This window comes from Mycobacterium sp. 1164966.3 (genome assembly GCF_001665395.1).
Lineage (GTDB): Bacteria > Actinomycetota > Actinomycetes > Mycobacteriales > Mycobacteriaceae > Mycobacterium.
On the sequence record NZ_LZSG01000007.1, the window covers coordinates 70,033 to 80,929 of the forward strand.

General features: G+C 66.0%; 12 protein-coding genes and 1 tRNA gene. 9 read left to right on the forward strand and 4 right to left on the reverse strand.

Going from position 1 to position 10,897, the window contains the following annotated elements:
- The first annotated feature begins 43 nt into the window (after positions 1–43).
- Both A9W99_RS04195 and A9W99_RS04200 read left to right on the forward strand, forming a co-directional pair.
- Entirely contained in the window at positions 44–1,537 is a 1,494-nt protein-coding gene (locus A9W99_RS04195) for a S1C family serine protease (RefSeq protein WP_067373884.1), read from the forward strand.
- Entirely contained in the window at positions 1,537–2,082 is a 546-nt protein-coding gene (locus tag A9W99_RS04200; protein ID WP_067231928.1) for a molybdenum cofactor biosynthesis protein B, read from the forward strand. Before A9W99_RS04195 ends, A9W99_RS04200 begins: the two co-directional genes overlap by 1 nt.
- On the opposite strand, the gene mscL is transcribed toward A9W99_RS04200, so the two are convergent.
- The 4 genes from mscL to A9W99_RS04220 all read right to left on the reverse strand — a co-directional run bounded on the left by mscL (position 2,079) and on the right by A9W99_RS04220 (position 4,348).
- A complete protein-coding gene (mscL, locus tag A9W99_RS04205) occupies positions 2,079–2,561 on the reverse strand; it encodes a large-conductance mechanosensitive channel protein MscL (RefSeq protein ID WP_067373887.1) in 483 nt (160 codons plus the stop codon). The genes A9W99_RS04200 and mscL overlap by 4 nt on opposite strands.
- Positions 2,562–2,625: 64 nt before the next feature.
- Positions 2,626–3,294, reverse strand: a complete 669-nt coding sequence (locus tag A9W99_RS04210; protein ID WP_067373890.1) for an SAF domain-containing protein — start codon at positions 3,292–3,294, stop codon at positions 2,626–2,628.
- Between the two features lie 66 nt (positions 3,295–3,360).
- On the reverse strand, positions 3,361–3,684 hold the full coding sequence (locus tag A9W99_RS04215; protein WP_067373893.1) for an FmdB family zinc ribbon protein: 324 nt from the start codon (positions 3,682–3,684) through the stop codon (positions 3,361–3,363).
- 73 nt (positions 3,685–3,757) lie between these two features.
- Positions 3,758–4,348 carry a 5-formyltetrahydrofolate cyclo-ligase gene (locus tag A9W99_RS04220; protein ID WP_067373930.1) on the reverse strand — a complete coding sequence of 197 codons (591 nt, stop codon included), beginning with the start codon at positions 4,346–4,348 and terminating at the stop codon, positions 3,758–3,760.
- A 77-nt stretch (positions 4,349–4,425) separates the two neighbouring features.
- Between A9W99_RS04220 and A9W99_RS04225 the strand changes: the two genes are divergently transcribed.
- From A9W99_RS04225 to A9W99_RS04255, 7 genes are all read left to right on the forward strand, one after another.
- On the forward strand, positions 4,426–5,349 hold the full coding sequence (locus A9W99_RS04225; protein WP_067373896.1) for a UTP--glucose-1-phosphate uridylyltransferase: 924 nt from the start codon (positions 4,426–4,428) through the stop codon (positions 5,347–5,349).
- A 66-nt stretch (positions 5,350–5,415) separates the two neighbouring features.
- Positions 5,416–6,708: a gephyrin-like molybdotransferase Glp gene (gene glp, locus A9W99_RS04230; RefSeq protein WP_067373899.1), complete on the forward strand. Its 1,293-nt coding sequence runs from the start codon at positions 5,416–5,418 to the stop codon at positions 6,706–6,708.
- A gap of 22 nt (positions 6,709–6,730) precedes the next feature.
- On the forward strand, positions 6,731–7,384 hold the full coding sequence (locus tag A9W99_RS04235) for a GNAT family N-acetyltransferase (RefSeq protein WP_067373933.1): 654 nt from the start codon (positions 6,731–6,733) through the stop codon (positions 7,382–7,384).
- A gap of 310 nt (positions 7,385–7,694) precedes the next feature.
- Positions 7,695–8,705 (forward strand): gephyrin-like molybdotransferase receptor GlpR, encoded by a 1,011-nt coding sequence (glpR, locus tag A9W99_RS04240; RefSeq protein ID WP_156622929.1) that lies wholly within the window; start codon positions 7,695–7,697, stop codon positions 8,703–8,705.
- A gap of 35 nt (positions 8,706–8,740) precedes the next feature.
- A tRNA-Ala gene (locus tag A9W99_RS04245) sits at positions 8,741–8,816 on the forward strand.
- Positions 8,817–9,012: 196 nt separating this feature from the next.
- Positions 9,013–10,281, forward strand: a complete 1,269-nt coding sequence (locus tag A9W99_RS04250; RefSeq protein ID WP_067373904.1) for a hypothetical protein — start codon at positions 9,013–9,015, stop codon at positions 10,279–10,281.
- A gap of 137 nt (positions 10,282–10,418) precedes the next feature.
- Positions 10,419–10,679, forward strand: coding sequence for a hypothetical protein (locus A9W99_RS04255; RefSeq protein WP_156622930.1), 261 nt, complete (start codon positions 10,419–10,421; stop codon positions 10,677–10,679).
- Positions 10,680–10,897 lie beyond the last annotated feature (218 nt).

Sequence of the window (10,897 nt, forward strand, 5' to 3'; positions counted from 1 at the left end):
CGTCGAAGAGACATCGAATTACGAGGAAGAGCGACTTAGCGACATGACGAATCACCCGAGGTATTCGCCACCGCCGCAGCAGCCTGGATACCGTACCGGGCCTGGTGGGCCTGTGCCGCCCGCCTATGCCCAGGGGCCGCAGGACAGCTACAACCAGCAGTTCGACTGGCGCTATCAGCAGCCGTCACAGCAGTACCGTCAGTCTTTCGGCGGCACCGGAACGGGCACCATCCCGACCGGAACGGGGGCGGGCACGATACCGGGAATCACCGGCACCGGTCCGGGGCCGATACCGGGAATGCACGGCACTGGCGCTGGTCCGATACCCGGGATGGGCGGCACCGGCCAAGGTCACATTCCCGGAATGCTTCCCCCGATGCCAGGCCCCCCGGTACGCCAAAAACGTTCGCGCGCAGGCTTGTTCGCGGGCGCGTTGGCGATCGCGGTGGTGTCGGCGGGCATCGGCGGTGCGGCGGCCACGGTTGTCGAACTCGGCCACCAGTCGCCGGGCGGCCACGCCGGCGGATTGATACCTGGAGCGGCACCCAGCGTCCCGGCCGCGAACATGCCGGTCGGCAGCGTCGAACAGGTCGCCGCGAAGGTGGTGCCCAGCGTCGTCATGCTGGAGACCGATCTGGGTCGGCAGTCCGAGGAGGGCTCCGGCATCATCCTGTCGGCGGACGGCCTGATCATGACGAACAACCACGTCATCGCCGCCGCCAACCCCAAGGCGCCGCCCGGGCCCGGCGGTCCGCTGCCCGGCGGTGGCGGTGCGCCGAAGACGACGGTGACCTTCTCTGATGGGCGCACCGCTCCGTTCACCGTGGTCGGTGCCGATCCCACCAGCGACATCGCGGTGGTGCGAGTGGCCGGTATGAGCGGACTCACCCCCATCGCGATGGGCTCGTCGGCGGATCTGCGAGTCGGCCAGCCGGTGGTGGCGATTGGCTCACCCTTGGGTCTGGCGGGCACGGTCACCACGGGAATCGTCAGCGCGCTGAACCGGCCGGTATCGACGACCGGTGAGTCGGGAAATCAAAACACGGTGCTCGATGCGATTCAGACCGATGCCGCGATCAACCCCGGCAACTCCGGCGGGGCACTGGTCAACATGAGCGGACAACTGGTGGGCGTCAATTCGGCGATCGCCACCATGGGTGCTGATTCGGGCGATGCCCAGAGCGGCTCGATCGGCCTTGGCTTCGCGATTCCGGTCGATCAGGCCAAGCGCATCGCCGACGAGTTGATCAGCACCGGCAAGGCGTCCCACGCCTCGCTGGGCGTGCAGGTGATCACCGACAAGGGCACGCCCGGCGCCAAGGTGATGGAAGTCGTTCCGGGCGGGGCGGCCGCGGGTGCCGGAGTGCCCAAGGGTGTGGTCGTCACACGGGTCGACGAGCGCCCGATCAACAGTGCCGACGCATTGGTTGCAGCCGTGCGTTCCAAGGCGCCGGGCGACAAGGTGTCGCTGACCTATCAAGATCCCTCTGGTGGCACTCGCACAGTGCAGGTCACCCTCGGCAAGGCGGAGCAGTGATGAGAGCCGACGCGCAGTTGTCCGACCTCGGATATACGGTTGCACCCATGGAAAAAGGCGCGGAGTTGGTTGTCGGCCGGGCACTCGTCGTCGTCGTCGACGATCGCACCGCGCATGGCGATGAGGACCACAGCGGTCCGCTGGTCACCGAGCTGCTGACCGAGGCGGGGTTCGTCGTCGACGGGGTGGTGGCAGTCGAGGCTGACGAGATCGAGATTCGCAACGCGCTCAACACCGCGGTGATCGGTGGGGTGGACCTGGTGGTGTCGGTCGGCGGGACCGGGGTCACGCCGCGCGACGTCGCTCCGGAGGCCACCCGGGACATCCTGGATCGGGAGATCCTCGGCATCGCCGAAGCCATCCGGGCCTCGGGGCTGTCTGCGGGAATCACCGACGCTGCGCTGTCACGCGGACTGGCGGGTGTTTCGGGAAGCACGCTGGTGGTCAACCTCGCCGGGTCCCGGTATGCCGTGCGCGACGGAATGGCGACGCTGAATCCGCTGGCCGCGCAGATCATCGGCCAGTTGTCCAGCTTGGAGATCTAACTCGGCCCGCGCTGCTGTTCGGCGTCCGCCCGGGGGCCGTAGTCCGGTGTTGGTGCTCTTTCGAAGGAGCCCTGGCCGCCGTGCTTGCCTGACGACACGCCCACGTTGGTCTGGGCGAGCAGGTCGCGGATCTCGGTGAGCAGGACAACCTGGGCGTCGTCCGCCTGCTCGACCTCGCCCTTCTTGCGCAGTTTGTCGTATGGCAGCACGACGAAGAAGTACACCACCGCCGCGACCAGGATGAAGTAGATACCAGCCGACAACAGGACATTCAGGTCGATGGGTTTCGAGCCGCCGATGTCGATGCTCAGGGCGCCGTACTTGGCGTCCGGCTTGACGCCGATCCGCGCGATCAGTGGTTCGATAATGGCGTCGGTGAAGCTTTTGACCAACGCCGTGAACGCCGTACCGATCACCACCGCGACGGCTAGGTCGACGATATTGCCCCGCGAGAGAAACTCCTTGAACCCTTTTAACATGGGCGGACCTTTCTGGACTGGACAGAGTTTGCTGCAGGTCGTGTACCGAATCGCGGACAGCTACTCAGTGCAGGGTAAGGGTCACCGCTTGACCTAACGCCGAGCCTGCCACCGTGTTCGCCACCCGAGCCGGCAGCGCAACCAACACTACGCGGTCATCCGCGGCGGCCCCGCCTTTTTCCTTGGCGGACACCAGGACAACTACCGCGTCGGTGGCCAAAACTCGGGGAGCCGACGGTACAGCCGGCTGCGCATCGCCGGCCGGCGCAGCCAGTACGTCGACGACATCGCCGACCCGAACGAGGTCGATCAGCGCGCTGTCCGCGAGATGCAGTGGCACGATGCGTGCGCCGGGTCCGGCCGTCGACTCGGCTAGCCGGCTACCCAACACCCGGACATCGGTGAGCACCTCGCCGCGTCGCGCCGGGCCGGCCAGCGTCGAACCCACCACCGCGCCCGGGTCGGCCTGTGATCCGTCGGGAACCGTTGTCGCTAAACGCTTTTCGACGCGCACGTCATCAGGGGTCAACGTCGTCCCAGAGCGCAGGTCGCGATTGGCAACCACCACGTTGACCCGATCGCCCTCTGAATTCGAACGCAGCGCCGCAATACCTGCCAACACGACGAGCCCGCCTGCGGCGACTCGCCGGGCCAACACCGTCCGAGTCCAGTCCGGATGCAACGACGTCAAGATCCGGCTGAACAGGGAAGGATTCAGCGATGGTTGCGCCACACAGCAAAACGTAGGCCCAACGCAACCGCGCGGATGCCGGACAGTGGCCGGCTTGTGGACGACTTACTAGCTCGACGCGCCCGCGGTAGCCGGAGCGGAGTTGCTCGTCGACTTGTCGCTAGAGGTGGTCGACTTGGTATCGCCCGACCCCGAACTCGACGTGGATTCGCCGGACGAGGAACTGTTGCTTGAACCGTTCGACTTATTGGCCGACTCACGGCTGTCGGTGCGGTAGAAACCGCTGCCTTTGAACACGACACCCACCGAGTTGAACAGCTTGCGCAGCCGACCCGAGCACTTCTCGCAGGTCGTCAGGGCGTCGTCGGTGAAGGCCTGCACAACGTCGAAGCGGTCAGCGCATGCGGTGCACTGGTAGCTATAGGTCGGCACGAAAACCTCCGGATAAGTCAGGCTGTGTTAGCACTCTAGCGTGTCAAGTGCTAGAACCGCCAGGTGATGTGTCTCATTCCCTGGACAGTTCGACTGCTCCACCGCGCGGCGTGAGCGCGTGCGTCATTGCGACATCGTGCGGTTCGGCGGGCAGTTCGTCCACGAATTCCTCGTCGCGCACCATCGCGATCAGCCGCGCCTGTGGATCACGGGCGGCCAGCGAGCGGTCGTAGAAGCCGCGGCCCCGGCCGAGTCGCACGCCCGAGCGGTCGACCGCCAGCGCCGGCACCAGCACCAGCTCGGCATCGGCCAGGGCCGACTCCGGCAGCCACGGCTCGAGCGGTTCGAGCAGACCCCACCTACCCTGCGCAAGCCCGTCGGAGCGATACTCTCCCCACCGCAGCGGCAGTGGCACGCCGTCGGCTGAGGTGCGCGCTACCGGGAGCAGGACTCGTTTAGCTTTGCCCAGCAACACGTCGAGCATGTCGATGGAACCGGGCTCGGCGCCCACCGGGACGTGGGCGCATACCGTGCTGCCGGCGCTGACCACCAGCTCCAGGTGCTCGCAAAGCATTCTGGCCTCGGCGGCGCGAACGTCGTCGGCGACCCGACGCCGGGCTGCCAGCAGCTGTTCGCGCAGCACTGCCTTGTTCCCGCTCGCCATGTCCTCAACGATGACAGCCAAGACTGCCGCGCCGCCAACGCGGTTAGACAAGCGCATAACGGTTATGGTGTGAGTCGATGTCATTCCCCTCGAACTCGCAAGTGCCTTACACCGCAATCGTCCCGGCGGCCGGCTTGGGCACGCGGTTCTTGCCCGCCACCAAAACCGTGCCCAAGGAGCTGCTGCCCGTCGTCGACACCCCCGGTATCGAACTGGTCGCCGCCGAGGCCGCCGAGGCCGGCGCCGAGCGCCTGGTGATCATCACCTCCGAGGGCAAGGACGGCGTCGTCGCGCACTTCGTCGAAGACCTGGTGCTGGAGGGCACGCTTGAGGCGCGCGGCAAGAAAGCCATGCTGGCCAAGGTGCGTCGCGCTCCGGAGCTCATCAAGGTCGAGTCGGTGGTCCAGGCCGAGCCGCTGGGGCTGGGACACGCCATCAGTTGCGTGGAACCCACGCTGGCCGCCGACGAGGACGCGGTGATGGTGCTGCTGCCCGACGACCTGGTGCTGCCCACCGGCGTGCTGGAGACGATGTCGCAGGTCCGCGCGGAGCTGGGCGGAACGGTGTTGTGCGCCATCGAGGTTGCGCCGGAGGAGATCAGCGCCTACGGCGTCTTCGACGTCGAACCGGTTCCCGGTCTCGACCTTGCAGGCAATGCCGACGTCCTGAAAGTCAACGGCATGGTCGAGAAGCCCAAGGCTGAGGACGCTCCTTCGATGTACGCGGCGGCGGGCCGTTATGTGCTCGACCGTGCCATCTTCGATGCGTTGCGCCGGATCGAACGCGGCGCAGGTGGCGAGGTGCAGCTCACCGATGCCATTGCGCTGCTGATCGCCGAGGGCCACCCGGTACACGTGGTCGTGCATCGGGGATCTCGACACGACTTGGGAAATCCCGGCGGCTACCTCAAGGCTGCGGTTGACTTTGCATTGGATCGTGACGACTATGGCCCGGATCTGCGGCGGTGGTTGGTGGCGCGATTGGGCCTGACGGAGCAGTAGCCAGGCGATCGGGCTCCGTTCGCCCGACGTGGCGCGACCGGGGCTCGAGGGCAGGAAGGCGCGCTTGTGCGATCTGTTGAGGAGCAGCAGGCCCGAATATCTGCCGCCGCGGTGGCGCCGAGGCCGATCCGCGTTGCCATAGCCGAGGCGCAAGGCCTGATGTGCGCCGAAGAAGTCGTGACCGAACGACCGTTGCCGGGCTTTGACCAGGCCGCAATCGATGGCTACGCGGTGCGTAGCGTCGACGTGCTCGGCGTCGGTGAATCGGGAGTTTCCAGCATCGACGGGGCCGTCGACCCGGATGCCGAGGACGCCGACGGTTCCAATGCGGTCACGCTGCCGGTGATGGGCACGATCGAGGCCGGATCGCGCACCCCGAGCAGGCTGCAGCCCCGCCAGGCCGCCCGCGTCCAGACCGGCGCGCCGCTGCCGACGCTCGCCGATGCGGTCCTGCCGTTGCGCTGGACCGACGGCGGTATGTCGCGGGTCCGGATCCTGCGCGGTGCGCCGTCGGGCGCTTACGTGCGGCGCACCGGGGATGACGTCCAGCCCGGCGACGTCGCCGTGCGTGCCGGAACGATCATCGGCGCGGCGCAGGTGGGCCTGCTGGCCGCGGTGGGGCGTGAACGGGTGCTGGTGCATCCGCGCCCACGGCTGTCGGTCATGGCCGTGGGGGGCGAGCTCGTCGACATCTCGCGGACACCGGGCAACGGGCAGGTGTACGACGTCAATTCGCATGCCTTGGCGGCCGCGGGCCGGGATGCCGGCGCGGAGGTGAACCGTGTCGGCATCGTCAACAACAAACCTAAGGAGCTCGGCGAGATTGTCGAGGGTCAGCTCAGCCGCGCCGAGATTGTGGTGATCGCCGGTGCCGTCGGAGGGGCGGCCGCCGAGGCGGTGCGGGCGGTGCTCTCCGAACTCGGCGAGATGGAAGTGGCGCGGGTCGCCATGCATCCCGGGTCGGTGCAGGGCTTCGGTCAGCTGGGGCGCGAGGGCGTGCCGACATTCCTGCTGCCGGCCAATCCGGTGAGTGCCCTGGTCGTGTTCGAGGTGATGGTGCGGCCGCTGATCCGCCTTTCGCTGGGCAAGCGCCACCCGATGCGCCGGATCGTGCAGGCTCGCACGCTGTCGCCGATCACGTCGGTGGCCGGCCGCAAAGGCTATCTGCGCGGTCAGCTGATGCGCGATCAGGACACCGGCGAATACCTGGTGCAGGCACTCGGCGGTGCGCCGGGCGCGTCATCGCACTTGCTGGCCACCCTTGCCGAGGCGAATTGCCTGGTTGTCGTCCCCACCGGCGCTGAGCAGATCCGCACCGGTGAGATCGTCGACGTCGCATTCCTGGCTCAGCGCGGCTGAGCTGGACCTACGGCACATTCCCGTGAACCTCTTTCGTGACAACTCGCGGCATCCGGGCTGGCCGCAGCCGGTCGGACCGCTGCGGGTCACCGCCGGCGTGATCCGCTTGCGCGCGGTGCGGATGCGCGACGGCGTGAAGTGGAGCCGCACCCGGTTGGCCGACCGGGCGCACTTGGAGCCCTGGGAGCCCAGCACTGACGGCGACTGGACCGTCCGGCACGCCCTGGCCGCATGGCCTGCGGTGTGTTCGGGGCTGCGGTCGGAGGCCAACAAGGGTCGCATGCTGCCGTATGTGATCGAGCTCGATGGGCAGTTCTGCGGGCAGTTGACCATCGGGAATGTCGTCCATGGGGCGCTGCGGTCGGCGTGGATCGGCTACTGGGTCACGAAATCGGCGACCGGCGGCGGTGTAGCCACCGGCGCGGTGGCATTGGGCCTCGACCACTGTTTCGGTCCGGTGATGCTGCATCGTGTGGAGGCGACCGTGCGCCCGGAGAACGCGGCAAGTCGCGCCGTGCTGGCAAAGGTCGGGTTTCGCGAAGAGGGCCTGCTGCGCCGCTATCTCGAGGTCGACCGGGCCTGGCGGGACCATTTGCTGATGGCCATCACCGTCGAAGAGGTGTACGGATCGGTGACGTCGAGCCTGGTCCGCGCCGGTCACGCCAGTTGGGCGTGAAGATGTGGTGCGGGCGCGTTGTCTGGGGGTTGGGTGTGAAGCCTTGGCGTTGGGTGTGAATGCTGGGCTTTGCGTGTGCGGCCACGGCTGAGATTCGCGCCGAACTCCACCCTGGCTTCACCCCGAAAGCCGTCAGTTCACACCAAGACCACCTTTGGCGCCGACCTGGTGTGGCTGACGTGACACGAGTGACTCTTGGTGCTTGTAATGGGCAAATTACAGGTGTGTAATTGTCCTGGGCGTTTGCCGTGAGCCGCACAGGCCATCCATGGATCCGGCCGGGGGATCGCCGCGAAAGGAGCAGGTCATCATGCCGAGCATCCCGCAATCGTTGTTGTGGATTTCATTGGTGGTGCTCTGGCTGTTCGTGCTGGTTCCGATGCTGATCAGCAAGCGAGATGCGGTGCGCCGCACCAGCGATGTCGCGTTGGCGACCCGAGTGCTCAACGGTGGCGCCGGCGCCCGGCTGCTCAAGCGCAGCGGTCCGGCGGCCGGCCATCGCAGCAACCCCGACTGGAAGCCCGAGGACGAATGGGAAGACGAGCCGGTTGACGGTGCGTACGCCGACGCGGACCAGGAGCAAGACGAGGACGAACAGCAGGACGTCGACGATTCGCGGCCGGTCGTCATGAAGCGTGCCGCTGCCGAGGACAGCGAGCCCGACTACCTGGACGTCGACGTAGTCGAAGACTCAGCGGCGCTGCCGGCCGGCGCCGAGGCGGTCGAGGCCGTGGCGGCCGACGAGGCGGTCGAGGAGGAGATCGAGCCGGAAGCCGAGGCTGAGCAAGACGCCGACGAATACGAATACGTCGAGGACTCATCGGGTTTGGAGCCCGAGGAGGACGACGAGGATTCGGCGCCGCCCGTCGCGCCCGCCGCCTCGCGGCGCCGCCGCTTCGACACGAAGACCGCCGCGGCCGTCAGCGCCCGCAAGTATGCATTCCGCAAACGCATGCTGGTGGCGATGGCCGTCGTATTGGTCGGCTCCGCTATTGCGGCGTTCGAAGTGTCGCCGGCGGCCTGGTGGGCCTGTGGCAGCGCCACCGCCATCACCGTCCTTTACCTGGGCTACCTGCGCCGGCAGACGCGGATCGAGGAGAAGATCCGCCGCCGCCGTGCGCACCGAATGGCACGCGCGCGGCTCGGTGTGGAAAACGCATACGATCGCGAGTTCGAGGTGGTCCCGTCGCGACTGCGGCGCCCCGGCGCGGTGGTCCTCGAGATCGACGACGAGGACCCGATCTTCGAGCATCTCGACGACGCCGTGTCGATGCGCAACTACGGCTGGCCCAGGGACCTGCCGAGGGCCGTCGGACAGTAGCGCCCGCCGCGGAACTGGTAGCCTGCTAGCGATCAGGGGCTATGGCGCAGTTGGTAGCGCGACTCGTTCGCATCGAGTAGGTCAGGGGTTCGAATCCCCTTAGCTCCACCAGCGAAAGCCAAGCTACAAGTCCTATACGGGTTAGCTGAGTCCGGGCTTCCGATTGTCCAGTACGCAGTCGGTACGCAGTAGCTTGATTGCCGCGTCCAGGTTGGCGTGTTGAGCGCATTACGCGAAATCTTCGACGGCAGATGGGATCGGCGGGCAGTTGTCGACGGCGGCGTCGTCGCCACCTGGAACCGGGCGCGTGGCCGTGCTAGGTGCTGTCACGACAGCGTGGGATGCCGCGCACGCCGTAATCGCCAAATGTGGTGACAGGTTCCTGCTGCTACGTATCGACTCCACTAGGGAACGAGTCGCTGTCGCCCAGTCCACGCTGAAGGTCATTGGCCGCGAAGGCGAAATGCGCGAGGAGCTAAAGCAACTCGCCGCCGGTGTCATCGCCGGGGTGGACGCAAACATACCGATTGAGCTGAGCGCCACGGATCAAAGCGCGCTCATTGAAGCCGCCGACCTGGTGACGCGGTGCCGCACCGCAATGGAGCGTGACTACCAGTCCAATCCAGTGATGGCCCACGCGCCGGAAGCGCCGACACGGTTCGTCAAGCAGCTCGCACAGGTGATGCGCGGCGCGATCGCAATTGGCCACACCAACACCGCAGCGTTACGGCTGGCGTTGCGCGTGGCCCGCGACTCAATGCCGCCGCTACGGCTGCAAATCCTCAACCATCTCGAGAAGGAGTCGCAACAGACGACCACCGATGTGCGCAGGGCATTGCAGAAGCCGCACAACACCATTGACCGTGAATTACAGGCGATGCAGCTACTCGGCGTGGTGACCTGTGCCGAGGAACAGCGGTACAACGATTTCGGTGCCGAGGCTAAGCCGAAGTGGCGGTGGTCGCTGGCCCCCGGCTTAAACCCTGGCGTTTTGGTGATGCCAGAAGTGTTTCCAAATTCTGCTACCCCCACATATAAGGAGAAAGCACCGTCAGCAGACGTTCTTAATTTGCCTTATACGCGGGCGACAGAATTTGGAAACGATTCGGGGGTCGCGGCTCAGGAACAGACGCCACCAGACTCAAGCAATAACACCTCTGGTACATCTCCATCCCACTCCGACGACCACAGCGCCGAACCCCGCTGCGGCGGCTGCACCAAACCCCTTTGGGCGTCGGTGTCCATCGAGCGTGGGCTGTGTGAAAATGCTTCCTCACCACCAAGCGTGGCGACGCAACAAATCAGGACGGTGCCGCATGACCACCACCTTCGCTTTCAGCCCGAGGACGACTGGAACTTTGTCGCGTTGAGTTACGCCCCACAACTGGCGGCAACCATTAAGACCCTCCGAACGGGGGGTCGCTTCGCTCCTCGCACCCTGCCACCAAGCAGTGGCGCATCCACTCGCTCCTCGCCCTCGAGCTGGCTGCCACGCGGCGCCGGGATGACGACACCATCATTACCCCGCACGAGCAGCCGACCCCCAATGGTCACTGTTGCAGAACCAGACTTGTGAATATGCAGTAACGTAATACCTGTACCAGGAGGGGGTATCTAAATCGCTGCAAACGACCATCCGGACCAAGCCTTTGGCATGGATCTTTTCGTTCCGCTGCATGCGAATGCCGTTTTTTGACCGGAAAGGCTTGAGAAGTGACGACGCAGTCGCGCAGATCAGCGCCAAGTGACCTCAAAGCTCGTGGAAAGGCATTGTGGTGCAGCGTGGTCGCAAAGTATGTGCTCGACCCGACCGAGACCGCGCTGCTGCATGAGTTGTGTCGGACCGCCGACGAGCTCGATGCCCTGACTGCTGCCATCGCTGACGAGTCGCCGGGTGTGGTGGGTCGCAGGGTCAGCCGCGGCATCCGCTGCTGGCCGAGATTCGCCGGCACCGCAAGCTGGCGGAAGCCTTAGCTACCGCATTGGCGCTTCCCATCGACCCAGAGACGATCGGTCAGCGGCGCAGCACTAACGCCAGGGCCGCCGCACAGGCTCGCTGGCGTAACGGGAAGGGCGCTTAATGGCGAGGTTGTGCGCTCAAGAGTCGGGGTCATGGCTTAGCCTCAAGTGATCGCTGCAACACCTTAGCGAGAGGTGTTGAGCGATATGGGGTATGTGACGGGGTTTCGGCG

What these genes read in the sequence shown, in the direction of transcription:
- A9W99_RS04195 (WP_067373884.1), top strand. Translation starts at nt 44, where the DNA reads ATGACGAATCACCCGAGGTATTCGCCACCGCCGCAGCAGCCTGGATAC.
- A9W99_RS04200 (WP_067231928.1), top strand. Translation starts at nt 1,537, where the DNA reads ATGAGAGCCGACGCGCAGTTGTCCGACCTCGGATATACGGTTGCACCC.
- mscL (WP_067373887.1), bottom strand. Translation starts at nt 2,561, where the DNA reads ATGTTAAAAGGGTTCAAGGAGTTTCTCTCGCGGGGCAATATCGTCGAC.
- A9W99_RS04220 (WP_067373930.1), bottom strand. Translation starts at nt 4,348, where the DNA reads ATGGCGAGCGGGAACAAGGCAGTGCTGCGCGAACAGCTGCTGGCAGCC.
- A9W99_RS04225 (WP_067373896.1), top strand. Translation starts at nt 4,426, where the DNA reads ATGTCATTCCCCTCGAACTCGCAAGTGCCTTACACCGCAATCGTCCCG.
- glpR (WP_156622929.1), top strand. Translation starts at nt 7,695, where the DNA reads ATGCCGAGCATCCCGCAATCGTTGTTGTGGATTTCATTGGTGGTGCTC.